Annotated in this window: 20 protein-coding genes and 3 pseudogenes; 10 read left to right on the top strand and 13 right to left on the bottom strand. The window is 62.8% G+C overall.

Features of this window, described 5'->3' with window-relative positions; translation table 11 throughout:
* Together KPG66_RS15870 and KPG66_RS15865 are read left to right on the top strand one after the other, a co-directional pair.
* Window positions 1-326 (top strand): transketolase C-terminal domain-containing protein (locus KPG66_RS15870; RefSeq protein WP_272907108.1); only part of this gene is annotated, 326 nt, incomplete at its 5' end.
* 146 nt (window positions 327-472) lie between these two features.
* A complete protein-coding gene (locus KPG66_RS15865) occupies window positions 473-1,570 on the top strand; it encodes a hypothetical protein (RefSeq protein WP_237071431.1) in 1,098 nt (365 codons plus the stop codon).
* 681 nt (window positions 1,571-2,251) lie between these two features.
* Here KPG66_RS15865 and KPG66_RS15860 read toward each other — a convergent pair.
* A complete protein-coding gene (locus KPG66_RS15860; protein WP_237071430.1) occupies window positions 2,252-4,906 on the bottom strand; it encodes an MMPL family transporter in 2,655 nt (884 codons plus the stop codon).
* A 145-nt stretch (window positions 4,907-5,051) separates the two neighbouring features.
* Here KPG66_RS15860 and KPG66_RS15855 point away from each other — a divergent pair, with 145 nt between their 5' ends.
* The 5 genes from KPG66_RS15855 (at window position 5,052) to KPG66_RS15835 (ending at window position 10,009) form a co-directional block, all read left to right on the top strand.
* A complete protein-coding gene (locus tag KPG66_RS15855; protein WP_237071429.1) occupies window positions 5,052-5,675 on the top strand; it encodes an MlaC/ttg2D family ABC transporter substrate-binding protein in 624 nt (207 codons plus the stop codon).
* Between the two features lie 119 nt (window positions 5,676-5,794).
* Window positions 5,795-6,718 (top strand): 4-hydroxy-3-methylbut-2-enyl diphosphate reductase, encoded by a 924-nt coding sequence (gene ispH / locus KPG66_RS15850; protein ID WP_237071428.1) that lies wholly within the window; start codon window positions 5,795-5,797, stop codon window positions 6,716-6,718.
* 16 nt (window positions 6,719-6,734) lie between these two features.
* Entirely contained in the window at window positions 6,735-7,856 is a 1,122-nt protein-coding gene (gene hpnH / locus KPG66_RS15845; RefSeq protein ID WP_013428856.1) for an adenosyl-hopene transferase HpnH, read from the top strand.
* Window positions 7,856-8,851 carry a hopanoid-associated sugar epimerase gene (hpnA, locus tag KPG66_RS15840; protein WP_237071427.1) on the top strand — a complete coding sequence of 332 codons (996 nt, stop codon included), beginning with the start codon at window positions 7,856-7,858 and terminating at the stop codon, window positions 8,849-8,851. Before hpnH ends, hpnA begins: the two co-directional genes overlap by 1 nt.
* Before the next feature lie 3 nt (window positions 8,852-8,854).
* The gene (locus KPG66_RS15835; protein ID WP_237071426.1) at window positions 8,855-10,009 is read left to right on the top strand and encodes a glycosyltransferase; all 1,155 of its coding nucleotides are present in this window, start codon (window positions 8,855-8,857) and stop codon (window positions 10,007-10,009) included.
* 149 nt (window positions 10,010-10,158) lie between these two features.
* Here KPG66_RS15835 and KPG66_RS15830 read toward each other — a convergent pair whose 3' ends face one another.
* The 3 genes from KPG66_RS15830 to hpnD form a co-directional block, all read right to left on the bottom strand.
* A complete protein-coding gene (locus tag KPG66_RS15830; RefSeq protein ID WP_041754872.1) occupies window positions 10,159-10,929 on the bottom strand; it encodes a phosphorylase family protein in 771 nt (256 codons plus the stop codon).
* Window positions 10,929-12,929 (bottom strand): squalene--hopene cyclase, encoded by a 2,001-nt coding sequence (gene shc, locus KPG66_RS15825; protein WP_237071425.1) that lies wholly within the window; start codon window positions 12,927-12,929, stop codon window positions 10,929-10,931. Before shc ends, KPG66_RS15830 begins: the two co-directional genes overlap by 1 nt.
* A gap of 61 nt (window positions 12,930-12,990) precedes the next feature.
* Window positions 12,991-13,836 carry a presqualene diphosphate synthase HpnD gene (gene hpnD / locus KPG66_RS15820; protein WP_442929456.1) on the bottom strand — a complete coding sequence of 282 codons (846 nt, stop codon included), beginning with the start codon at window positions 13,834-13,836 and terminating at the stop codon, window positions 12,991-12,993.
* Between the two features lie 456 nt (window positions 13,837-14,292).
* On the opposite strand from hpnD, the gene KPG66_RS15815 reads away from it, so the two are divergent.
* A complete protein-coding gene (locus tag KPG66_RS15815; RefSeq protein ID WP_237071424.1) occupies window positions 14,293-14,625 on the top strand; it encodes a DMT family transporter in 333 nt (110 codons plus the stop codon).
* Window positions 14,626-15,232: 607 nt separating this feature from the next.
* Complete coding sequence (locus tag KPG66_RS15810; RefSeq protein WP_237071423.1) at window positions 15,233-15,610, top strand: hypothetical protein; 378 nt, start codon at window positions 15,233-15,235, stop codon at window positions 15,608-15,610.
* A 116-nt stretch (window positions 15,611-15,726) separates the two neighbouring features.
* Here KPG66_RS15810 and KPG66_RS15805 read toward each other — a convergent pair.
* Window positions 15,727-16,133 (bottom strand): annotated as a pseudogene (locus KPG66_RS15805) (hypothetical protein); the annotation flags it as partial.
* 178 nt (window positions 16,134-16,311) lie between these two features.
* Between KPG66_RS15805 and KPG66_RS15800 the strand changes: the two are divergent.
* Entirely contained in the window at window positions 16,312-17,667 is a 1,356-nt protein-coding gene (locus KPG66_RS15800) for a hypothetical protein (RefSeq protein WP_237071422.1), read from the top strand.
* A 145-nt stretch (window positions 17,668-17,812) separates the two neighbouring features.
* Here the strand turns inward: KPG66_RS15800 and KPG66_RS15795 are convergent.
* The 8 genes and pseudogenes from KPG66_RS15795 to KPG66_RS15760 form a co-directional block, all read right to left on the bottom strand.
* Window positions 17,813-17,925: pseudogene (locus tag KPG66_RS15795) on the bottom strand (integrase core domain-containing protein); the annotation flags it as partial.
* 154 nt (window positions 17,926-18,079) lie between these two features.
* Complete coding sequence (locus KPG66_RS15790; protein ID WP_013428845.1) at window positions 18,080-18,505, bottom strand: type II toxin-antitoxin system VapC family toxin; 426 nt, start codon at window positions 18,503-18,505, stop codon at window positions 18,080-18,082.
* Window positions 18,502-18,756, bottom strand: a complete 255-nt coding sequence (locus KPG66_RS15785; RefSeq protein ID WP_013428844.1) for a type II toxin-antitoxin system prevent-host-death family antitoxin — start codon at window positions 18,754-18,756, stop codon at window positions 18,502-18,504. The genes KPG66_RS15790 and KPG66_RS15785 overlap by 4 nt, the downstream gene beginning before the upstream one ends.
* A gap of 273 nt (window positions 18,757-19,029) precedes the next feature.
* Window positions 19,030-19,262 (bottom strand): annotated as a pseudogene (locus tag KPG66_RS15780) (Tn3 family transposase); the annotation flags it as partial.
* A gap of 376 nt (window positions 19,263-19,638) precedes the next feature.
* On the bottom strand, window positions 19,639-20,700 hold the full coding sequence (locus tag KPG66_RS15775) for an NAD(P)/FAD-dependent oxidoreductase (protein ID WP_041754868.1): 1,062 nt from the start codon (window positions 20,698-20,700) through the stop codon (window positions 19,639-19,641).
* Between the two features lie 205 nt (window positions 20,701-20,905).
* Window positions 20,906-21,670, bottom strand: a complete 765-nt coding sequence (locus KPG66_RS15770) for a slipin family protein (RefSeq protein WP_237071421.1) — start codon at window positions 21,668-21,670, stop codon at window positions 20,906-20,908.
* Window positions 21,670-23,169 carry an NfeD family protein gene (locus KPG66_RS15765; RefSeq protein WP_237071420.1) on the bottom strand — a complete coding sequence of 500 codons (1,500 nt, stop codon included), beginning with the start codon at window positions 23,167-23,169 and terminating at the stop codon, window positions 21,670-21,672. The genes KPG66_RS15770 and KPG66_RS15765 overlap by 1 nt, the downstream gene beginning before the upstream one ends.
* Window positions 23,170-23,334: 165 nt before the next feature.
* The gene (locus KPG66_RS15760; RefSeq protein WP_041754867.1) at window positions 23,335-23,919 is read right to left on the bottom strand and encodes a hypothetical protein; all 585 of its coding nucleotides are present in this window, start codon (window positions 23,917-23,919) and stop codon (window positions 23,335-23,337) included.
* Between the last annotated feature and the right edge of the window lie 462 nt (window positions 23,920-24,381).

Raw genomic sequence — 24,381 nt, 5'->3', positions numbered from 1 at the left:
CGAACATGCGCTTCGTGAAGCCGCTGGACGAGGCGCTCGTGCGGCAGCTCGCCGACACGCATGAACTGCTCGTGACCGTCGAGGAGGGGACGTTGATGGGTGGCGCTGGCTCGGCTGTCGCGGAAGCGTTGGCGTGTCACGGCAAGCTCGTGCCACTGATGCAGCTTGGCTTGCCCGATACGTTCATTGACCATGGCGATGCTGCGCAGCAGCTTGCCTCAGTGGGGCTCGACGCGACCGGCATTGCCGCGTCGATTCGCCGCGGCATCACTGATCGTCTGTCCCGCCCACCGGTTCGCGTGACACAGGGCAAGCGAAGTGCGTAGCCCCATTCTTGTGCTATTGGCCCGTTGCCGGTCAACCGGATAAGACGTTGACATTCGCGGGCGTTGGCCGCGACATCGCTTCTGCGTCGCGGCAACGATGACGCGGCGCTATCCTCCCGGCGTTTTACATGTCGACGGAGGAATCGATGTCGATACCATCCATACGTTCGGTCCGCATCGCGTCGCCATCGGATGAACGAAACGCTTCGCTGCAACGCTCGCCGGTCACCGCTTCGGCACAGCACACGCACCTCATGCTCGACGGACTGCAACGCCGCCGCTCGAGCGCAGCTGACGGCGTTGATATCCCAGCAACGCGGCGCGACTCCCTGGCGCGACAGCTGGACGCGCATTTTGATACTGATTGGCATCCGCTCTATCATGCGCCATGGACGCAAGCCGCCATGGAGCCGGCCAGTGCCTGGGAGCCGCTTCCGGTTTGGCAAGCCGAGCCGGCGTCGCCGCTGTCATCGATCGGCGCGCAGCGGCACGATGCGTTGCTGCTGTTGCCGTCCGCCCGATATCTGGCCGCACACGGCATGCCGCTCAGTGAACTTGGGCTCGAGCTGAATGCATCGAGCCATGACGACGAGCCTCGCACGTCCGGCGTGCGCGCCGATGGCGGTGAGCCACGCCCGTCGGACAGGCTGACCCATGATGACTTGCGTGCACTGGTGCGTTCGCTGACGCAGCATGTCGAGCGTCGCCGGCTGCGTGCGATGTTGCGCGCTGCCCAGCGGGCAGCGCACGCGATCGCGCCGCCGGCCGATTTGAATGACGGGGCGACGTATCGCAGCACGCTACGCGAAGCCATCCGGCAGTACATGTGCCCGCGCTCCACTCGCGCACTACGACAGGCCGTGTGCCGGTACGCACCCGTATTCGGCGAGCCGGCATTGGCCGGCCCGGTGTCCGACAGCACGCTGAAGGCCATGTTGGGGGCTGCCGCCGTCGATGGTCGGCTGCCGATGAATCTGGCGGAATTGGTGTTGCTGCCGGACGGGATGACCCAGCCGCTGCGCCAGCGGGCCAAAGAGGCTGGCGGGGTGATCGCGCCAGTGCCGCGACAGGGCGACGAGGCGGGGGCCGAGGATGCGGGGGCGGATGACGCGCAGCAAGCGATGTCTGCGTTGGAGGCGCTACAGGCGAACGGCACGATTTCGGAAGACCAGTACATTGCCGCAGCCAATCGGCTGGCGTCACTGCTCGGCTACCGCGTGGGAAGCTATCCGCGTGCGGTTTAGCAAAGGATAGCGTGACATAAAGGATGGCTTAGCATAAAGGATGGCGTGGCATTGCATGGAGGCGCCGGCCACCGACATGAGGCTAACTGGAGCGTTGCGTTCCACCGTGTATTCGTATCTGCGATAAGCTGCATCGTGCAGATTCTCTGCACTACGATATATGTGCGGTATGCTGGTCGCTTTGTTATTCAAGGAGTGACCCGTGCCCTCTCCCGCACAAGCCAGCCAGCCTGCTGGGATTTATCCTGACGATTCCCCGACCCTGCGGCCGGAGCGCGAATCAGACCGTCTGCCGTCTGCCGTCTGCCGTACCCCATGCCAGCACGGCCACGCTGCTTCCCGCACCGCTTGAGGGGCTCAGCACATTTCCTTTACCCGAACTGGTGTCGGCCGCTGGCGCGGCACGGGATTCCGGATTAGCCACCCACAGCGCGGTGGCGACAGCCCAGCAAGGCAGCGCTGGGCTGCCGCCGTTTGTCCTGGGGCCGCTGCCGCCATTGCCGTACGAGCGCGAACAGGCATCGCGCAGCCTCAGCGACGATGATAGAGCGGACATCTTGGCGTATGCCGATGCCGTGCCTTCTCCATCAGAACCGGTCACGCGTGCATCGGCGCAATGGGGTCGGTGCGACATCATCGGCCACGCGGCACCCGCCGCATGACAGTCAACGCGACCACGCGCTAGCGTGATTTTGCGTCGTCGGCACGTGGCTTGTTGTGGGTACGCTGCGACGCAGCCGTGCGCGCGGCTTGCTCGCGAGGCTTGCCCATTAGCACCGGCTGGAAGAACACCGCGCCGATCAGCGTGCACACGAGCGACAGCGTGAGCAATTCGCCCATGCTCGAAGTGCCCGGATGATGCGATAACCACAGGCTGCCGAACGCGGTCGCCGTGGTCCCAGCCGACAAAATCACCGCCTGGGTCAATCCGGACTGTAGCAGTTTCGTCGCCCCAGCGCGCCATGCCATCACGTAGTAGATCTTGAACGCGACGCCCACGCCCAGCAGCAGTGGTAGCGCGATAATGTTCGCGAAGTTCAACGGCAGATTCAGCACGACCGACAGCTCGAGCGTCACGACCGCTGAGACTAGCAGGGGCACCAGCGTGCGCAGCACGTCGCCAAGGCTTCGCAGCGCGATCCACAGGAGCACCGTGATTGACACCAGCGCCAGCACGCCGGCTTGCACGAACGCGTGCACGATCGTGTCGGCCGAGTGCAGGATCGAAATCGGTCCGCCGATGGCCTGCGGCTCGGCGGCCAGCACGGCGGCACTGAATGCGCGCAGCTTCGTATCGTCGTCGGGGTTCATGCTGGTGGCCAGCTTGGGCGAGATCTGCACGAGGGCACGCCCGTCAGAGGTGACCCACTGCGAACGCAACTCGGCTGGCAACGTCTGCAGCGTGATCGAAGTGGGCTTGAGCAGGTTCGCCAGCGACGCGAGCGACCATTGCAGCGGCTTGGCGATCGCGCGTTCGGCACGATCGCGCGTGGCTGCATCTGCTGCTGCCAGCTTACGCAGCGACGCCGCCAGATGTTCGGCCTCTTTTGCACCGGGCCCCGGATGATCGAGTGCCGCACTCTCCAGCATCGCAGCCGCGTTGCGCAGCGCTGACACGCGTGCCCCGTCGGGTGCGGGGTCCGATGGCGTTTGCTCCAGCACGGGCAACAATTGTCGTGCCGCCTGCGCGATCGTGGCCAGCTTCTGCGGCTGGTCGTCAGGCACAAAACTGGCGGCCGTCACCACACGGCCCACTTCCGGCAGCGCGCGCAGCTTGTTGGCGGCCTGCTGCGCGTCGCCCAGCGATGCGGCCAGCAATTGGACATCGTTGACGCCGGTGTCGGACGCGCTGGCCAGCGAGGCGAGCGTGCGCATCGATTCGCTGTTCGGATCTTTCAAATGTAACGGATTGAAGTCAAAGCGCAGTTGCGTAAGCAGTGGCAAACCTGCCGCGATCAGCGCGAGTGTGACAAGCAGTAGTAGTTTGCGATGGCGCTCGGTGAATTCGTCCAGTGGGGCGAACGACTTGAATCCGGGCGCCGCGCCGCGTCCGGTCGGCCGCAGCACCGAGATCAGCGCCGGCAGCAGGGTCACGCAGGACGGCAACGCGACGAACAGAATACCCACGCCGGCAATTTGCCCAAGCTCTGATATGCCGCGGTATGCGGTCGGCAGGAACGAGAAAAAACTCGCGGCGGTGGCCGCGGCCGCGAGCGACAGCGGCATCGCGATCGAGCGCGCGGTGCCCTCCAGCGCGCGCTCCAGGTGGCCGCCCAGGTGGAACTGCTCGCGATAGCGTACGGCGAACTGAATGCCGAAGTCCACGCCGATCCCGACGAACAGCACGGCGAACGCGACCGAGATCATGTTCAATGCGCCGACCATCATTAATCCGAGCGCGGCGGTGATCGCGAGCCCGACCAGTAGCGTCACGAATACGGCGAACACCATCCGGCGCGAGCGGACCGCGAACCACAGAATGACCAGTACTGTGAGCAATGTCCCGATGGCATTGGGCACCGCGCCTTCGCGGACCGATCCGAACTCTTCGTCGGCTAGCGGCCGTGGGCCGGTCAATTGCACGCTCGCGCCATAACGCTGCGCCAGCTGTAACTCGGCCGCCACCTGCTTGATCCGTGCCGCTGCTGCGGCCCCTGCCTCCAGCGACCGGTAGTCGAGCAGCGGCTGCACTTGCACAAACGCGCGCGAGGGCAGCTCTGGCGCGACCAGTCCGCTCCACGACAGGCCGGCCGGCTGTCCGGCGAGCACCGCTTCGATCGTGTCGGCGCTGCGGCCCAGCAGCTTGGCCATGCCGGGCAGCATGACCTGGCCGGTCTGCAGCGGCGTGAGCAGCGTGACCGACAGTAGGCTGGATAGGCCACGTAGCGACGGGTCGTGTGCGAGCCGATTCAGCAGAGGTCGCGCATCGACCAGTTTGCCAGTCAACTCGGTCAATTCGTTCTGCGACATGAACAGCAGTCCATGACGCTCGAAGAACGCGCCGCCGTCCGGGCGTGTCACACACGAGAAGTAAGCGGTTTCCGATTTGAGCCGCACGGCCAGCTCGGCCGCCGCGCGTTGCGCGAACTCGGCCGCCGGTGCTTGGACGAGCGCCAGCGTGACGTCGGCCCGCTGCGGGAACGCGTCGTCGATTGCCTTGCCGCGCTGCGCCCACGGCGTGTTTTGGTCGATCAACCCGGCGACGTCGGTATCGATTGCAAAATGTTTCGCGATGTACACGATACTGGCGGCGCACAACAAGATCGACACCGCGATGACGAAGTACGCATGTCGCGTCGAAAAACGCACGGTGCGCACGAGGAGCGAAGTCAGCATGGGGATGGCCTGAAATTCGGGGTTCGGCGCCGAGTATACAGGGTGCGGCAAGCCGAGTTGCGTTAAGCTACGACCGCGGAACGCCGGTTATTGCGGCAAAAGGTGGAGTCGAGGTAGTCGAGATGAATTTCGTGGGAAAATTGCGATGAACAAATGGTTGACTTTCCTGGTGGCGCTGTGTGTATTCGGTACGGCGCTCGCCCAGACGTCGAAAGGCGGTGCCGCGAGCCCGAGCGATGCGGTACGCAGCGCGGTGGAAAACGTGGTCAAGGCCACGCGTGCCGATGTCGCCGCGCGCAGTGGCGATGTCAACGCGACATCCAAGATCGTCGAACGTGAGTTCCTACCGTACACCGACTTTGCCAGGACGACGCGTATTGCCGTTGGCGCGGCGGCCTGGAAGCAGGCGACGCCGGCGCAGCGCAAGCAACTGGTCGAGCAGTTCCAGAAGCTGCTCGTGCATACGTACGCGCTGCAGTTGACGCAGATCCGCGATCAGAATGTGCGGTTTCGCTTCGAGCCAGCGGCGCTCAGTGCCAAGGGGACGGATGCGGTGGTCAAGACCCGCGTGCAAGGCAGCGGCGATGACATGGATGTGGGCTACCGGCTCGGTAAGGGGCGGGACGGCTGGAGGATTTACGACATCGACATGATGGGTGCGTGGTTGATCCAGATTTATCAGCAGCAGTTCGCGAGCCAGATTGCGCAAGGCGGCATCGACGGGCTGATCCAGTACCTTAGTGCGCACAATGCGCGCTTCGGTCAGTAGCTTCTTTTGATTCAAGCTGTTTGCGGCGAATGGTTGCGTTTCCTGCAACAGGCGGCGCCGCTGCACCTGCATGAATCGGCCATGAGCGTTAAAATCGCCCACCGCCTATGGAGAACTCTATGCAAGTTATTCTTGCTCAACCCCGCGGGTTTTGCGCCGGCGTGGTTCGCGCGATCGAAATCGTCGAACGCGCGTTGCAGAAATATGGCGCCCCTGTTTATGTGCGCCATGAAATTGTCCACAATCGGCATGTGGTGGAATCGCTGAAGGCCAAGGGCGCGCGTTTCATCGATGAGCTGTCCGAGGCGCCACCGGGGGCGGTGACGATTTTCAGTGCACATGGCGTTGCGAAAGCGGTCGAGGACGAGGCTCACGAGCGGGGCCTGCACGTGCTCAATGCGACCTGTCCGCTGGTGACCAAGGTCCATCTGCAGGGCAAGAACTATTTGAAGAGCGGCCGTCAGGTGATCCTGATCGGCCACGCCGGCCACCCGGAGATTCTTGGCACGATGGGGCAGATCGACGGGCCGGTGTCGCTGGTGCAGACCGAGGTGGACGTCGAGCGGCTCGACATTCCGGTGGATACGCCAGTCTCCTACGTGACTCAGACGACGCTGTCGGTCGACGAGACGCGCGGCATCATTGCGGCGTTGAAGCGGCGTTTCACCGATATTGTCGGTCCGGATACGAAGGACATCTGCTACGCGACGCAAAACCGGCAGACCGCGGTGCGCGAACTGTGCAAGCGCGTGGATGTGCTGCTGGTGGTGGGCGCAACCAACAGCTCGAACTCGAACCGGCTCCGTGAGATCGGCGCCGAATCGGGCGTGCCGAGCTATTTGCTCGCCGACGGCAGCGAACTCAATCCACAGTGGGTCCGTGGGGCGAACACCATCGGGCTGACCGCGGGCGCGTCGGCGCCGGAATCGATGGTCAACGATGTGATCGACGCACTGCGTCGGCTCGGCCCGGTGGACGTATCGGTCATGGACGGCATTGAAGAAAACATCCAGTTCAGGCTGCCGGCTGAACTGACCGCGTGAAGCAAAGGAGTCAAAGTTGGCCATCCCATTTCTGCAATCGGCGTACGTCGGCGCTTACCTGGTCAAGCAGCGACTGAAGCGCAACAAGCGTTATCCGCTCGTGCTGATGCTCGAGCCGCTGTTCCGCTGCAACCTGGCGTGTTCGGGATGCGGCAAGATTGACTACCCGGATCCCATCTTGAACCAGCGTGTATCGGTAGCCGAGGCGCTCGAAGCGGTCGATGAATGCGGGGCGCCGGTGGTCTCAATCGCCGGCGGAGAGCCGTTGCTGCACAAGGACATGCCCGAGATCGTCAAGGGCATCATTGCGCGCCGCAAGTTCGTCTACTTGTGCACGAACGCGTTGCTGCTCGAAAAGAAGATCAAGGATTACCAGCCGAGCCCATTCTTCGTCTGGTCGATCCACCTGGACGGCGACCGCGAGATGCATGACAAGTCGGTTTGCCAAGAGGGCGTGTACGACCGTTGCGTGTCGGCGATCAAGCTGGCCAAGTCGCGCGGCTTCCGTGTCAACATCAATTGCACGTTGTTCAACGACGCGCAGCCGGAGCAGGTCGCGACGTTCTTCGATGAGGTCAAGCGGCTCGGCATCGACGGAATCACCGTGTCGCCCGGCTATGCCTATGAGCGCGCGCCCAACCAGCAGCATTTCCTGAATCGCGAAAAGACCAAGAACTTGTTCCGCGACATCCTGCGGCGTGGCAAGGGCGGCAAGGCGTGGTCGTTCAGCCAGTCCAGCCTGTTCCTCGATTTCCTCGCTGGCAACCGCACGTACCATTGCACGCCGTGGGGCAATCCGACCCGCACCGTGTTCGGCTGGCAGCGACCGTGCTACCTGCTCGGCGAAGGCTACACGAAAACCTATCGCGAGTTGATGGAGACGACCGACTGGGACCGGTACGGCACGGGCAACTATGAGAAGTGCGCGGATTGCATGGTTCACAGTGGCTACGAGGCGACCGCGGTGAACGATACGATCTCCCATCCGTGGCGTGCGCTGGGCGTGTCGCTGCGCGGCGTGAAAACTGAGGGTCCATTCGCCCCGGACGTCTCGTTCGATCGCCAGCGTCCGGCCGAGTACGTGTTCTCGCGGCACGTCGAGATCAAGCTGGCCGAATTGCGTCAGTCCAAGACGTAATGTCAGTCCGCGTGCTGGTGACCGGCGCGTCCGGTTTCGTTGGCTCGGCGCTGGCCCGGGCCGCGCTCGCGCGCGGCTATCGTGTTCGCGCGCTGGTGCGGGCGAGCAGCCCGCGTGGCAACTTGCGCGACCTGGCTATCGAGCTGGCCGAAGGCGACATGCGCGATGTCGCATCGGTCGAGCGCGCGCTCGATCAGGTCGATGTGTTATTCCACGTGGCGGCCGACTACCGGTTGTGGGCGCGCGACAGTCATGAAATCATGCGTGCTAACGCCGACGGAACCCGTTGCGTGATGCAGGCAGCGCTGCGTCGGCGTGTTGAACGTGTCGTCTACACGAGCAGCGTCGCGACACTGCGCGTGAGCGGCGCCACCGGTCCGCTCGACGAGACCGCGCCGGCCGACGAGGCGAGCACGATCGGCGTCTACAAGCGCAGCAAGGTGGCCGCCGAGCGTATCGTCGAGCAGATGGTCGCGCAGCAAGGGCTGCCGGCGGTAATCGTGAACCCGTCGACGCCGATCGGGCCGCGTGACATCAAGCCTACGCCGACCGGACGCATCATCGTCGAGGCGGCGACCGGCAAAATTCCGGCCTTCGTCGATACCGGCTTGAATCTCGTGCATGTGGACGATGTCGCACAGGGCCATCTGCTTGCAATGGACCATGGACGGATCGGCGAGCGCTATATCCTCGGCGGCGACGATGTGCTGCTGCGCGAGATGCTGGCGGCGATCGCGCGGATGGTCGGGCGCAAGCCGCCGTCGATCGAGTTGCCGCGCTGGCCGTTGTATCCGATTGCGTTAGCGGCGCAAGGCCTCGCGCAGTGGACGGGCCGCGAGCCGTTCGTGACCGTCGATGCATTGCGGATGTCGCGTTATCACATGTTTTTTAGTTCCGCGAAGGCGCGGCGCGAGCTGGGCTATCGCGCCCGCCCTCATAGCGATGGTTTGCGCGATGCGCTCGACTGGTTTCGCACCAACGGCTACTTGAGGTGAAGCTTGCTGACCGCCATTGCAGTGCTATCGCTGGTGATCTGGATCGTGCTGCTCGTGGCGCGCGGCGGATTCTGGCAGGCGCAAGAACGGGATGATCGGGATTCGCCCGCCACCGGTGCCCCTGATGCGTGGCCGGCGGTCGTTGCGGTGATTCCGGCGCGCAATGAGGCCGCTTCGATCGCGCAGACAGTGAGCAGCCTGTTGCGCCAGGACTACCGGGGGTCGGTGCGGATCGTGGTCGTTGACGACCACAGCGAGGACGGCACCGCTGCCCTCGCGCGTGACGCAGCGCGTGCCATGGGGGCCGCCGAGCGGCTTACGGTGCTGCGCGGTGAGCCCCTGCCGGCCGGCTGGACTGGCAAGCTCTGGGCAGTTCGACAAGGCATTGAGGCCGCGCATGCCACCGATCCGCCGCCCGCGTGGTGGCTGTTGACGGACGCCGATATCGAGCATGCGCCAGATAATCTGCGGCAGCTGGTCACGCGCGCGATCGTAGACCGGCGCGTCATGGTTTCGCTGATGGCAAAGCTACGCTGCGACGCGTGGTTCGAGCGCGCGCTGATCCCGGCCTTCGTGCTGTTCTTTCAGATGCTGTATCCGTTTTCATGGGTCAACCGGCGTGACCATCCGATGGCGGCCGCAGCGGGCGGATGCATGCTGGTGCAGGAGGAGGCATTGCGGGCGGTCGGCGGCATCGAGGCGATCCGCGATGAGATCATCGATGACTGTGCGCTGGGTGCCCGAATGAAGACGCAAGGCGCGATCTGGCTTGGTCTGACCAATCGGGCGCGCAGCGTGCGACCCTATGACAACTTAGGCGAGATTCACCGCATGGTCGCGCGTACCGCGTATGCGCAACTGCACTATTCGCCGTGGTTGCTGTGTGGCACGATCGTGTCACTGCTGGTCACCTTCGTTGCGCCGCCGCTCCTGGCCCTGTTCGGCAGCGGGCTTGCCCGCGTGGCGGGCGCGCTGGGCTGGGCAGCGATGACCTTCGCGTACCTGCCCATGTTGCGCTTTTACGGTCGTTCCCGCTGGTGGGGGCCATGCCTGCCGGTCATCGCCGCGTTATATACCGCGTTTACATTGGACTCCGCGCTGCAGCACTGGCGTGGCCGTGGCGGCATGTGGAAGGGCCGCGCGCAGGCGCGGCGTTGAACTGGACGGTGATGTCGTTGGGGCGCGGGCTGCTGGCCTCACCGGCAGGAGCGCCGGCTCCGGTGGCATAAGTAGCAGCGATGGCATCGGTGGCACGGACCGATGACAAAACTTCGTGCGTCGAGAAATAACCTCTTGACGCTTCGCCGCTAGCCGCCTGCTGATGTAACCGCAGCGCGACCGGACGCGCGGGACGGAAAACCGAATGCGTTGCCGATCCTGCGCCGTGCCGTAATCAACGCGCGACGCGCATCCCGCGCATCGCGCGCGAGCGCCAGCAGGGCAGGCAATTGACCGGGATGGGCGAGCAGTGAGCGCAGGACGGCGCCCAGGTCCGTTGATCCGTCGTCGTTGAGCGCCGCGACCGCAGCCGGCGGCACAGAGCGCTCGGCTGGATCGACGATCGCGCGCACGCACACGAAAGGCAGACCATGCGCATACGCGACGCGCGCGACGATGTGCGACTCCATGTCAGCGGCCCACGCGCCACACATGTGCTGCAACCGCTGCTTGTCCGCCGCCTGGCTGACGGGCGTCGTGATGCCTGCAAGATCGGCGTGGACCGCGCCGTTGAGCCGCTCGAGCAACGCGTGGGACCATGGTTCGTCGCTTGCGTAGCGCTGCGCGCTGACTGGCGTCGCATCGTCCCGCGCTGCCGCACTCGCTTGGCGCAGGCGGCACGGGTCGGCGGCCAGCACCGAGCGGGCCACCAGCAACGCGCCGGGGCGCAACGATTCCAGCAGTGCGCCTGCGGTGCCGAAGCTCACCAGCCCTGAGCAGGACCGGCTCTGCGCGACGATCGCGTCAAGCGTGGTCGCCAGCCCGGCATTTTGCTGACAGATCACGCGTACGCCTGGACCCGCGGCGATCCGGGCCTCGAAGGCGAGGCCGGTGACCACCACCACGGGTGCGTCATGCATCACATCCCGCAGGCTACGGTGCATGCGTTGCGTACGGCGAGATTGCGGTAACGTGCGAGCGCCCACAGCGGGAAGAACTTGCGGTAGCCGTGATAGCGCAGGTAGAACACGCGTGGGAATCCGGTCGCGGTGAACAGTGTCTCATCCCATAGCCCTTCGTCGTTCTGCGTGTCCAACAAATACGCGATGCCGCGCGCGACGGCTTCGTCGTGTTCGCAGCCAGCCGCCATCAACCCCAGCAAAGCCCATGCGGTCTGTGACGCGGTGCTCGGCGCCCGTTCGTAGCCTCGGTAGTCGAGCTTGTAGCTGTCGCCGTCCTCGCCCCAGCCACCGTCCGGATTCTGGATCGAGCGCAACCAGTGCGCCGCGCGCCGCAGCGGCAACGTGTCCGGCGCGACGCCGGCAGCGCGCAGGCCGCACAACGCGGACCAGGTGCCGTAGATGTAATTCATGCCCCATCGGCCATACCAACTGCCGTCATCCTCCTGGTCGGCGAGGATGTAGTGCTTCGCGCGCGAAGCCGACGTTTGCCGCTGCGGCGTGCTAGGCAGTTGCGCAAGCATTGATAGACACCGCGACGACACGTCCACGGTCGGCGGGTCCAGCAGCGCGCCATGATCAGAGAATGGGATATTGTTCAGGTATAGATGCGTGTTTTCCGGCTCGAACGCGCCCCAGCCACCGTTGTGGCTTTGCATGCCGACCACCCACTCACAGGCCCGGTCGATTGCGTTGCGGTAACGATCGCGCACCTGCAGCTTCTCGACGCGGTCCATCGCCATCGCGACCACCGCCGTGTCGTCCACGTCCGGGTAATGCGGGTTCGCGAACTGAAATGCCCAGCCGCCAGGCCGCACAGTTGCGCGACGTGAGATCCAATCGCCCCGGGTGTTCAGGACCTGCAGCGGCAGCAGCCAGTCGAGCCCCTTCGCCGCGTGCTCGATCGCGCGCGGCTCGCCGGTCTCCAGCAGCGCGTGCGCCGTCAGCGCGGTGTCCCAAACGGGCGACAGGCAAGGCTGGCAATAGGCTTCGTGGTCGCGGATCACCAGCAGCTTGTCGATCGACTTGCGCGCGATCGCGCGATGTGGATGGTCCGGCGGGTAGCCGAGCACGTCGTACATGAGCACCGAGTTGACCATGGCCGGGAAGATCGCGCCGAGGCCGTCCTCGCCGTTCAGGCGCGCGTCGACAAAGTGCACCGCGGCGTCAATGGCCTTCTGGCGCGACTGTTTCGGGAAATACGGATCGAGCTTGCGCAGCAGCGCGTCGATGGTCGAAAAGAACGAAAACCATCCCTGACTCTGATGCGCAGCCTTCGATATCGGCCCGATGTCGCGTGGCGAACCGACAAAAATCTCGTCGATGCCGATGCCGCGAGGATTGCGCGAGCGCGGCCGCTTGGCCTGCAGCACGAGCAGCGGCACGATCACGGTGCGCGCCCAGTACGACACTTTCGATAAGTGAAACGGAAACCATGTCGGCAGCAGCATGATCTCCACGGGCATCATCGGCACCGCCCGCCAGTCGAGTATGCCGTACAGCGCGAGCAGGATCCGTGTGAACACGTTGCTCTTGGCTGCGCCGCCACGCGCCAGGATCGCATCACGCGCGTGCTTCATATGCGGTGCGTCAAGCGGCTCGCCGATCATCTTCAGCGCGAAATACGCCTTGACGCTGGCGCTCATGTCGAAGGCGCCGTCGTGGAACAGCGGCCAGCCGCCATGCTCGCCCTGGATGCGCTTCAGGTAGGCGCCGATCTTCGCTTCGAGCACGGGGTCTGGTGTCTCGCCCAGATAATGGACCATCAACACGTACTCGGCCGGAATCGTCGCGTCAGCTTCCAGTTCGAAGAGCCAATGGCCGTCGTCATGCTGAGCGTCCAGCAGCGCGTTGGTTGCCGAGCGGATTGCCTGCTCCAGACGCTCGTTCGGCGGCGCGCTGGCGTGCGCGGTGCGCGCGTCATCGACGTCGGGATTCAACGGTTCATGCAACATGTTCATTCGTATTCCTCGCAACAATTCCGCCGTGCGGCGTACGGCCGGCGGCGGGCCGGCCGCATGATCAGAACAGCCAGTGTCTGGCAACGGCCAGCATGAGGCGCGCACGCGACACGCGCACGCGCTCACGCGGCGCAGCGAAGCCGCGCCGGACCAACTGCGCGAATAACGCGTGATAGGCTTGCGCCATGATGCGCGGCGCAATGACCACGCGGCGCGGATACCGTGCCATGATCGTGGTGGCTTGTGCAAAGTGCTCGCGCGCGTCGGCAACCAGTGGCGCGCAGGCGCGGTCGAGCGACGCGGCGCGGACCGCGTCAGGCGTGAGGTGCACGATGCCGGCTGCCGCGAGCGTGTCGCGCGGCAGGTAGACGCGGCCGATATCGGCATCCTCGTCGATATCCCGCAGGATGTTGGTCAACTGCAGCGCCCGTCCGAGATGGTGCGCGAGCTGCCGGCCGTCGTCGTCCGGCATCCCGAAAACCCTCACCGATAAGCGGCCCACCGCACTGGCGACGCGGTCGCAATACAGGTCCAGCGTATCGCGATCCGGCGCGACAATGGTGTCGAGCACGTCCATCTCCATGCCGTCGATCACCGCGATGAAATCGTCTTGCCGCAGCGAGAATTGCTGCGCGACGCGCGCGAGCGTGGCCAGTTGCGGGCTTGCATTGCCGGCGTACAAGGCGGCGATCGCGGTACGCCATTGCTCGAGCGCGGCCAGCCGGCTCTCGCGCGACGCACCGCTGTCCGCGATATCGTCGACCTGTCGGCAGAACGAATAAATTTCGTACATACCTTCGCGCTGCGCGCGCGGCAGGATGCGCATCGCGGCATAAAATGAACTGCCCGACGCGGCCTGCTGGCTGGTCATAGCGTGATGTGCTTCGATGGGTTCGGCGATGCCCACGGGCTCCTCGGTGTGCAATAAAACGTGAGGATTGACTGCGCGCAGTCACGATGGCGCGCCCAGGCGTCACTATGGCGACTGCGCGCGCCAAAATATCCGCAAAGGTAGCATAGTTTGCTGCTGCCTGCCCCGTTCGCGCCGGATTTTACCCGGTTCGGCACGGATCGTGCGCCGTTCTGCTCGGTTTATTGGGGAACTGGCGCAAGCCACCGCCATTGTCACGCCCCTATCTCAGGAAGCGTCGCGAGAAGCGCGTGAGCGCTGGCGCTAGCTTTGGGCGCGGCAGACGCTTGTCATAGCCGGCCAGGCACCGCGCGTTCTTCGCCAGACTTTCGCAGGCCCTCTGCGCGTGCGTATCGGAGCCCAGTTTCACCGGCGTGCCGAAGTCGCGCAACATTCATTCGCGCATCGCGCGCATGCGTATAATCGTGGTCGTTGCCGTAGCGATGTCCACCTATGCTTGCCTACTTGTATCTCGCGATTGCAATCGTCGCCGAAGTGATCGGCACGTCGGCGCTCAAGGCGTCCGATGGTTTTACGCGGCTGCTGCCGTCGGTGATCACTGCGCTCGGCTACGCGGTCGCGTTCTACTGCCTGTCCCTGACGTTGCGTTCGGTGCCGGTCGGCATTGCCTATGCGATCTGGTCGGGAGTCGGCATTGTATTGATTTCGCTGGTTGCGTTCTTCGTCTACGATCAGCGGCTCGATTGGCCGGCGGTGACCGGCATGGGGTTCATCGTCGCCGGCGTCGTGTTGATGAACGGCTTTTCGAAGACCGCTGCTCACTAGGAATGCTGATCTGTCGTTCGCGTTCGCGATGGTCCCTGGCTACCGGAGCACGATCGACGCGTTGTGCTAGGCGAGCGCCTTGGTCAACTCGGCGGCCATGATTGCTTGTGTTGCCGGTTTCTCGTGCCACAGCAGGCTGAAGTGCACCATTGCGCGGCTGAGTTCGGATTGATTCGCCGGTCCCGTGGCGCTGCGTCAACTCACGCACGCGCAACGCCACCGATAACGAATCCAATTCGGAATTCGGTATGGGAGTTGAATTGCTCAGCGCGAGCTAAAAGCCGATGCAGTCAACGATTTTGCGAAAAAATAAGCACTGGCGGGCGGAATTTGTCACGTGCCAGTGCTTATATGCGATAATTGCGGCCCTGTGCGAGGCACGCCTCGCATTAGTCTCAGGTTCTGGTTAAGCCCTCGGAATAAGACCAGAGCCCTTCAGCCGGCTTCGTGCCGGCTTTTTTTTCGGTTCGACGCTTTTGGTTTGCTCAAATCGCCTATAACGTCTCGGAACCGCAGTGTCGATTGCGAAGAAGTTTCCTTTTTAAAGAAGTTCAGGCTTTCGACGACTCGGATTATGCCGTAAAAAGAAAGTTTTCGGAACAGCCTTATGCGAAAACCCTCCCACTCCGCATTTATCCGCCGGTGTTGTTTCACATTTGCGACAGTGCTCAGCATGGCCGGATGCTCGAGTGCGACAAACGGCGGACATGACGCGTCGCCGCTCGCGCAGGACAAGCCGCTGATCTATGTGTCTTCGCTGCGCTCCATGCGCGATATCAGTGCCTGCTTGCGCGAACGCCTGCCGAACGTGCGCGCGTCACGCAGTGGCGAGACGACGGAGTTGGACATCGGGCGGGGTAGCTGGGTAATCCTGCTGACGCCGTCGGCGACGGGCGGCACGATTGTCAGCGTTGCGCAACCGGCCAGAGGCGCGGAGCCGGAGGAGTCCACAATGCGTTTCCACGTGGCCCGCTGCCTGACGTAGCCTGCCGTGCATGTCGTTCCGCCTAGCACGGTCACAGTGTCACGGCATGGTAAAGGCACGGTGAATTCACCGTGCTGTCTCCGGGAGGCAGAGCCGCTTTCGACAAACCCGTTTTACCACGCACTGCCGGGCGCGATGGAGGCCGGGCCGATTGCTGCATCTTGCAGCCAGCTGCATGACCTTGCAGCGGTAAATTCGGCGCCATTGTCAGACCGAATGAACGCTGGCTTGCCGTACAGCCGCATCAGTCGCTGTTGAGCTGCAACGCTCGCCACATTCGCCGCACGTGTGATTCGCCCAGCGCCAGCCAGACCGACATCCGCCGGTAGCCCAAACGCGGCACTTCCTGAGCGGCCGCAATCAGTCGCTCGCTCACGCTCCGATTCTTCTGTGGTTGCTTAAGCGTATAGGTTGCCACCCGACGACCCAGCCCCAGATAGCAACATGCCTTGCGTTGCGATAGCCCCCGCCGAGGCAGCACTTCCAGCGCTTCGCGCCGGTCCGTCGGGGCCTCCATTTTTCTTTAAAAGTGTGCGTTGCCAACAGACGACGTAACAACTTCCGCATATTGGCATTGCACTATCCGCCAAGAACATGGCGGTCACAGTTCATCGCTGTACTCAGCTTCCCGCTTTTAGCTAACCTACTGTGCGGCTTCGCTTCGTATTGCGCCGTTTTCTTATAAACTGCCGAGCTTACCGATGGACTTTGATCTGAATGCCGCTTTGAACGACTACCAAGCCTACATATGTGCGTTGGAGTTGTACCCACAAACTGCTGCGTCGGCCCCCCCGCCGACATTGAAACCAGCAAGCGGTGGGCTGGCGAACCCGTTGGCTAGCCGGCCCACGACATATCATGGCCTGCCGCTTGAACTGATTCAGCAGATCGGTGACTACGTGCCCGTTCAAGACGTGGGAAATTTTTCAGCAGTCGATCGTCGTACGTATCATGCGATGCACAGTCGGCGCGTAGTCTACCGCTACTGGCAACGAGCCAACCAAGTCGCCAGTCTTGCGTCGGTCAACCAACTGCTCAATGAGATGGATGGCACGCTCGCCGATCCGGCGCAGCATGTCGAGCCGCTTGAGGCGTTGCGCCAACATTTGGAAGCGTTGCCGTATCGCGAGCAAGGCGAAGCCTTCAAGCGCATATACGCGGCGGCGCAGCGCATTCCGAAGGATGGCGTGCAGATACAAAAAGCGCTGTTGTTGCACTCATTGCGCGATTTTCATTGGAGCCATCGCGATGAATTATTCGACTTCGCTTATGCGATGGCGCAGCGGCGTGCGCCCGAAGAGGAGAATGTCTGGACGGAGCTAGCTGAGAGTTTGGGATCCTTATTGTTTGGCTCACCTGAGTTTGTCGAGCGTTATCAGGCGCTCGTGGCTCGGCTTGCATCCTTGAGGGTGTCCGAGCAAGCGGAGCTGATCCCAGTATTGTGTCTGCGAATGATTCACTTTCGTGAAAGCGACGACCCCCGCCCTGAACTGTATGCGGTGTTATTCGGACACGCGTTGCAGTTACCGCCTTCTGTGCAAGGCGCATCAGTTGGCATGTTAGCAAGTTTCATATGGGTTTTGCCGCAAGCGGAGCGGCTCGCACCGTACACGCAGCTGCGTGATGTGGCGCTGTCACTGCCTGACGAGCAGTTGGGCGTTGCGCTACGCGGTCTTCCAGAGGGGTTGACGAGTTTACCGAGCGAGTATCACGCACACGAACTCCAGTTACTAGAGCCGGCATTGCTGCGCGTACTGCCAGCGCAGCGCGCGCAGGTCGCACTCGGCCTACTAATGTATGCCTACAGTTTAGACGATGCACTGGTAAAGTGGGTCTGGCAGCAGGGCTTGAGTCTACTGAATGGCGCGGGTGAAGCTGCCTTATGCAATGTGCTTAGCAGACTTCGGGGCGCGGGTTGGCTAAATAATTTAAACGATCGTCAATGGAATATAGCGAAGGGTGAAATCACCCGCTTTATGGAAGCCAACCAGTTCTCTGAACCGGCCCGGGCGCGAATCCAGGACAGTGTGCCTTGGCTCAGAAATCGGGCACATTAACCAGCAGCTGAACCCGCATGCTTCGTTTATCCGGGGGATCTTTCGCGAGTCGGACAGGGTGATGCCAGTCCACCGTCTACATTCAAGTGGTGAAGGACGTATCCGGAATTCATTTGGCAACGACGTTGCGCAGCGCTAGCCAGACCAGGCATTCCTCACGCAAGCGCCCGTTGAACGACTCCTTCTTCGCGTTATCGGTGGGCGCCAGGACGAGAGAAGTCGATTCTTGACACCCCTTTCATACGCCCACTTGTCGAGCACCTCGTCGAGCGTGGTGGGCAAAGGCGTCAAGCCGTCGCGGGGCAATCCGAGGCGTTTTCATCGTGGCCATTGGGTCTGGGGCGTCTGCGGCACTGTAGCGGCTATCGGCACGGTTTCTCAGCGTTTGGGTAAAAGGTACAAGCACCTCAGGCTACGTGTCCATCCAAGGATTCAGAAGATTGACGCCGGTCGCGGCAAAATCCGCCACGTTACGAGTGACCACCGTCATCCCGTGTACCAGCGCTGTGGCAGCAATCAATGCGTCTCGCTCTGATTGCCGGTTGGGTACATGCAATCGGGCGCAGCGCTGCGCCACACGAATATCAATCGGTAAAACGCGGTCTGCAAACTCGGGCAGGACGTGATGCTCTATCCAAGCTCGTAGTATCCTGCCCTGATCGGCATCGCGCCGCTCGATTTGCAAGACACCCGTTTCCAATTCCATGATGGTAATAGCGGACACAAAAAGCCAACCCGCATCCACGCTGGTAGTCCATGCCGTGACATTGGCATCAGCCTTGCCCGCCCGAACCTTGCGTAACTCGGACACAACATTGGTATCGAGTACGTACATCAAGTCAGATCAGCCGGCCGCGTTTGAACATTAGCACGTGGCGGATTGAACTCGATGTCTTCCACGCCGGGCATGGCAAGCGTGTCCGCAATATTGCGGCGCTGTTGCGTGAGTTTTTGATAGGCCTCAAAGCTTAAGAGTACGTGGGCAGGCTTGCCGCGATCGGTAATGAACACCGGCCCGTTGTTGGCTGCCTTCTTGGCCCGGGTCACGTCGTGATTCAGTTCCCGGCTCGATAGCGTGGTGATCGTCATGGCATGTCTCCAAGCCGCTCGTTTAATGTAGGTATGTTACTACTTATGGAATTGGCATGCAAGCTTGTTCCGGCGCGCTGACTCCGGCGCGCGATCGCGAATGCGTCCCCGACCGGGCGAGGCACGGCAGACGATCGAATAGGTCGTGTTTTCGTCACAGTTCAGCTTAATTTCTGCTAGCGGCAGCAGTTCAGTCGCCAGTGGCTGCGGAACTTCACGGAGAGCATCGCATTTGGGGGGCGGATGTGGGAACGCCAATTCCCCATTGGCTCTCGCCGCGACGGCAAGGTTCAAGCCACTGGTGCGATGGCGCTGCAGTTCGTACGGGGATCATGTAGCTTGTCGAGTTGGTTGAAGCACACGGCGCGGGCCAACGTATTGCGAGCCTCGCCCTTGCTGAGTGCGGCGGTGACGCGTTGCCGCAAGGCTGGATCGAGCAGCCAGTCAATCAGCAAAAGCGTGCGTTCGATGCGGCCGAGTTTGCGCAGAGCGCGCGAGAGACCATTTGATAATTCTCCCGAGAATCCAGCGTGAATAGAAGTAGAATTTTATCGTTGAGGGGTTCTACAAAATGAAGAAGTCGAGATTCACGGACAGCCAGATCCGCCCAAACATGGCTCTGGGCGGATTGACGCTAAAACAGCAGCCGGCCATGGCCGCATAGCTTCTATTTTCGGACTCCGTTAAAAACGGAGGAATTACCTATGGGCTCGATTATTGATCGCGGTTTCCAAGACTACTTCATCGTTTGCGTCGCGAAGCTGCGGGCGCTACTGGAACTGAATCTCGACAGGCTCACAAGCAACACATTACTTCTAAGACGGCAAGGCCCACGCCCGGCGCGGTGACGGCGCGCGCGGGCGTCGGTGTGCAGCGGGGGGCTTACGCCGACGCGGCCGGCGTGCCGAGGATCTTCTCCGACAACGTGGGATCGTAGCTGGAGTGGACGTGCACGCGCTTGCGTTCCGGATGCGCGTAGCCGTATATCTTGCGCAGCGCCAGCGCGGCCTCGTGGAAGCCAGACAGGATCAGCTTCTGTTTGTTCGGGTATATCGCGATGTCACCGACCGCGAACAGGCCCGGGCGCGAGCTTTCGTAGTTGGACGTGTCCACCGCGATGCGTCCCGCGCGAATCTCCATGCCCCACTGCGCGATGGGTCCCAAATCGGCGACTAGTCCATATAGCGCGATGACATGTTCCGCCGGTACGCTTGTTTGCGCGCCGATCTGTGTGATATCCACCGCCTGCAACACGCCGTGCTCGGTGCGCAATGCCGTGATCGTGCCCGTCACGATATCGAGCTCGCCGGCGTCAGCGGCGCGGCGCAACTGTTCGACGGTCGAGTCCGCTGCACGGAATGCGTTGCGCCGGTGTACGAGCGTCACATGCTGGGCGATGTGGCGCAGCGCGAGCGCCCAATCGAGCGCTGAGTCTCCGCCGCCCGCCACGACTACGCGCCGACCCGCAAAGTCATCGAGGTTGCGCACCGCGTAGTGCAGATGGCGGCCCTCCAGCGAGGCCGCGTCGGGCAGCGCCAGTCGTTGCGGCACGAACGCGCCATTGCCTGCGCTGATCAAGATCGCCGCGGCATCGAACTCCAGTTGCTGCTCCGTGCGAGCGCGCCAGCGGCCGTCTTCGCGTTGCTCGACATGGACCACGCGCTGACCCAGACGGATCGGCACGTTGAACGGGCGACATTGCTCGGCGAGCCGCTCGACCAGTTCGCGCGCGGTGCAGACTGGAATCGCCGGAATATCGAAAATGGGCTTGTCTGGATACAGTTCGGTGCATTGGCCGCCGATCTGCGCAAGCGTGTCGACGACCTCACACGTTAGTCCAATCACGCCGGCCTCGAAGGCGGCGAACAACCCGACCGGCCCGGCACCAATGATCAGTACGTCGGTGCGGATCGGCTCATGGACGGATTCAGTGGTATCAGGCATTTCACGGTACGCTGCGGGCACGCGCAACGTTCATCAGTGCAGTGAGCATGGGGACACCATACCGGAGCGCAGCGCGGGCGGCAACGATAACACCACACCGCGAGGGGATGACACGCGCAGGCTGGCACGGCCGCTATCTATGCCGTGCCACCAGCCGGTCCTTCTAAAGATCGGCGCTGGATTTTCCTGGTCCGCGTCTTGCCGGCTAGCTGCCGGACTTGCGCGCGGTGGCGGCCAATGCGTCGACCAAGTCTATCGGGACGGGAAACACAATCGTCGAGGTTTTGTCACCGGCGATGCTGGTTAGCGTCTGCAGGTAGCGCAATTGCATCGCCTGCGGCTGTCGGGCGAGCATCTGCGCCGCCTGCAGTAGCTTCTCCGATGCCTGCAACTCGCCTTCCGCGTGAATGATCTTGGCGCGGCGTTCGCGCTCGGCCTCGGCTTGCCGCGCGATGGCGCGCACCATCGACTCGTTCAGGTCAACGTGCTTGATCTCGACGTTGGAGACCTTGATGCCCCATGCGTCCGTCTGCGCATCGAGCACCTTCTGGATATCATCGTTGAGCTTCTCGCGCTCGGCCAGCAACTCGTCGAGTTCGTGCTTGCCGAGCACCGAGCGCAGCGTAGTCTGTGCCAACTGGCTAGTGGCCTCCAGGTAGCGTGCGACCTGGATTACCGCTTTTTCCGGATCGACGACGCGGAAGTACACGACCGCGTTGACCTTGACCGATACGTTATCGTGCGTAATCAGGTCTTGCGACGGAACGTCCAGCACGACGGTACGTAGATCGATCCTGACGAGCTGCTGAACGCCGGGAATGATCAACACGAGGCCCGGCCCCTTGACTTGCCAGAAGCGGCCCAGCATGAAGACCACGCCGCGTTCATATTCGCGGAATACTCGGATCGCTGCGACAAGGATCGCCACGAGCAGCACAACGAAGCCGGCGAAGCCGAAGGTCAAATCCATTATGAATGTTCTCCTGGTTTGGGCGGCGCTGCCGCCGGTACAACGCTCAGTGTCAGACCATGCCGCCCCGTCACACGTACGGGCGCGCCGCCGGGCAGTGCATGATCGCTGCGCACGCGCCACTGCTCGCCTTGGATTCGAGCCCAGCCGTTCGACGCCTCGCCCGTGTCCGAGGCGCCGTCGCTGGCGTGGGACGGCGCCAACTCACTAAGCATGACGCCGGTGCTGCCGACCAACGTCTCGGCGCCCGCGACGATCGGACGCCGGCGTGCGCGCAGTGCAACGCTGGAAATCGCGATGAAGCATGTCGCGCTGAGCAACGCGAGCGCGATGATCAACGGCAGCGGGATGCCGAAGCCGGGGACCTCTGTGTCGATCAGCATCAATGCGCCGATGCTGAACGCGATGATTCCGCCAAAGCCGAGCGAGCCGAATGCTGGCAGGAACGCTTCGGCGATCAAGAAGGCAACGCCCAGCAGTATCAGGATCAATCCGACATAGTTGACCGGCAGCATGTGCAGCGCGAACAACCCCACCAGCAAGCTGATTGCGCCCGCCACCCCGGGTAGCACGAAACCCGGATTGGCGAACTCAAAGAACAACCCGTACATGCCGATCGCCATCAGGATCAGCGCGACATTCGGGTTGGTGATCACGGCGAGTAGACGGGTGCGCCAGTCGGGGGCGATTCGCACGACAGGAGCATGGGCGGTCTGCAGCGTACGCACCCCGTGCGCGGTACTGACCCATCTGCCGTCGAGTTGCGCGAGCAACGCATCCAGGTCGCCGGCCACCACGTCAATCACGTGGCGCGATAGCGCCTCGCTCGCCGGCAGGCTGACCGCATCGCGTACCGCGCGCTCGGCCCACTCGCCGTTTCGGCCATGCAACTGGGCCAGACTGCGAATGTAGGCGGCCGCGTCCTGCATCTGCTTGTGTGCCCCGGTGCGGCGCGGGTCGTCCGGCACGCCGATGGATCGCGTAGGCGACGATGTCGGCTCGGCCGCGGCTGTCGCGGCGCCGCTGGCCGCCTCGGCGGACCGGCTCCCGGGCGTATCCGTTGCGGTGTCGCTATCCGGTCCCGGTGGCGATGGCTCGCCGCCAATGCCGAGTTGGATTGGTGTGGCGGCACCGAGGTTGGTGCCGGGCGCCATCGCGGCGATGTGGCTGGCGTATAGGATATAGGTTCCCGCGCTAGCGGCCCGTGCGCCAGCCGGGGCGACGAATGTCACCACCGGGACCGGCGAGGCGAGCATTGCCTTGATGATTTGGCGCATCGACGGATCTAATCCGCCGGGCGTATCCAACTCGATTACGGCCAACTGCGCGTGCAGGCTGGCCGCTCGAGCCAGCCCGCGCTCGATAAAATCGGCGCTCGCGGGACCGATCGCACCGCTGACGGGGATCAGCACGACTGGCGCGGGCGCTGGCACGGCACCGGCAGCCAGTGCGGTGAGAATCCACCCGAAACACAACTTGCGGAGCGTGCGCAGCAGCATGACGAAATTCCGAAAACCCCTTTTATCAAACGTAGGTCGGTTTGCACTATTTTTCAGCGCGACGATGACCGATCGCGTCAAACTTGGCGGTTGGGCAAAGCCAGGGCGCCGCATCGGCGGCCGGCCGCCAGCTGGCAACGTCGCGCTGCGCGTTGAGCTGGCGTGCTAATATTTTGAGCAGTGCTCAATACGCGACATATCGGCATGAGAAGAGCGGCAAACCCAATGCCCATCTCGTAGCGCGGCATGCAGTGCCCGTCGTACTGCCCGCGCCAGACGAACGGCGGTATGGCGAGATAGACCCTGTGCGATAGCATAATCGAGCCCATCCGCCTCGACCACGATGCCCCATTTGGCCAGATGCCTGCGATTGGGACGCCGCCATGGCAAGGCTTGCGGCTCACTGGAGGTGGCGCGTAGCGACAGCAGGACAACGCGGCGCCTGTGCGGCGCAACCAGGCAAATGCGACTTATCTGGTGCATTGCAATAAGGGCGGGCCCCGATTTCGAGCCGAACCACACGATCCCCGCCGCACTGATGCTGAATTGGCTTTCGGTCATGGCCGGCTCAAACCGACGCAGCCACCGCCAGGCCGTCCACGCCTCGCTCAGTAAGACCACGATGCCGAAGTCAAGGCGCATGAGAAACGCGGTGACGGTCAGACTCGTGACGGCCAGCCATAGTCCTATGCCTTCTCGTTTAGAAAGTACGACCGGCGGCACCACGAAGCGCACGTGCGCCGGATCCATGGCAATGACGTAAAATCCTTGATCCACCACGGTATCTGTTGGCCTGCGTCGTTGGAGCGACGCGGGCCATGCACCTTCTCCTTGCTTTGGGCAAAACACATCCCCTCGCGCCAATAGGCACGATGTGAGCAGAAGCGGAAAAGGCGTTTACGCTGTTAGATTGATAGTTCTAGCGGTTGCGCAGCGCGTCCGCTGAGTTTGTCGCAGTGGTGGAGGATTTCACTCTCTTACGGTGGCTGCGCGGCTCGGTGCGCTATGGCCAAATAGCTCGATACCCGTTTAAAGGCAACAGGTGACGCACAAAACGCGCAAAGACGGGGGAAAGGAAGCAGCAGCGTTCGACGAACATGCGGACAGCGATATTCGGACGGACAAACGCCAAGAGTTGGAATATCCATGCCTGGCTCCTGTATCACGGTTTTTACCCGCTCCCCTTTCTTTCCACGGAAAGGGTGGCAGACC

This window comes from Mycetohabitans sp. B2, assembly GCF_021733735.1.
GTDB classification, from domain to species: Bacteria; Pseudomonadota; Gammaproteobacteria; order Burkholderiales; family Burkholderiaceae; genus Mycetohabitans; species Mycetohabitans rhizoxinica.
The sequence above is the reverse complement of the archived record's forward strand: the minus strand, read 5'-3'. Positions and strand labels throughout refer to the sequence as shown.

Bases quoted from the DNA above. Each gene is read 5' to 3' on its own strand.
- KPG66_RS15830 (WP_041754872.1), bottom strand. From the start codon at position 10,929: ATGCATGACGCACCCGTGGTGGTGGTCACCGGCCTCGCCTTCGAGGCC.
- KPG66_RS15760 (WP_041754867.1), bottom strand. From the start codon at position 23,919: ATGGATCCGGCGCACGTGCGCTTCGTGGTGCCGCCGGTCGTACTTTCT.
- KPG66_RS15815 (WP_237071424.1), top strand. From the start codon at position 14,293: ATGCTTGCCTACTTGTATCTCGCGATTGCAATCGTCGCCGAAGTGATC.
- hpnA (WP_237071427.1), top strand. From the start codon at position 7,856: ATGTCAGTCCGCGTGCTGGTGACCGGCGCGTCCGGTTTCGTTGGCTCG.
- KPG66_RS15765 (WP_237071420.1), bottom strand. From the start codon at position 23,169: ATGCTGCTGCGCACGCTCCGCAAGTTGTGTTTCGGGTGGATTCTCACC.
- KPG66_RS15785 (WP_013428844.1), bottom strand. From the start codon at position 18,756: ATGACGATCACCACGCTATCGAGCCGGGAACTGAATCACGACGTGACC.
- KPG66_RS15865 (WP_237071431.1), top strand. From the start codon at position 473: ATGTCGATACCATCCATACGTTCGGTCCGCATCGCGTCGCCATCGGAT.
- shc (WP_237071425.1), bottom strand. From the start codon at position 12,929: ATGAACATGTTGCATGAACCGTTGAATCCCGACGTCGATGACGCGCGC.
- KPG66_RS15855 (WP_237071429.1), top strand. From the start codon at position 5,052: ATGAACAAATGGTTGACTTTCCTGGTGGCGCTGTGTGTATTCGGTACG.
- KPG66_RS15770 (WP_237071421.1), bottom strand. From the start codon at position 21,670: ATGGATTTGACCTTCGGCTTCGCCGGCTTCGTTGTGCTGCTCGTGGCG.
- KPG66_RS15800 (WP_237071422.1), top strand. From the start codon at position 16,312: ATGGACTTTGATCTGAATGCCGCTTTGAACGACTACCAAGCCTACATA.
- KPG66_RS15810 (WP_237071423.1), top strand. From the start codon at position 15,233: ATGCGAAAACCCTCCCACTCCGCATTTATCCGCCGGTGTTGTTTCACA.
- ispH (WP_237071428.1), top strand. From the start codon at position 5,795: ATGCAAGTTATTCTTGCTCAACCCCGCGGGTTTTGCGCCGGCGTGGTT.
- KPG66_RS15775 (WP_041754868.1), bottom strand. From the start codon at position 20,700: ATGCCTGATACCACTGAATCCGTCCATGAGCCGATCCGCACCGACGTA.
- KPG66_RS15860 (WP_237071430.1), bottom strand. From the start codon at position 4,906: ATGCTGACTTCGCTCCTCGTGCGCACCGTGCGTTTTTCGACGCGACAT.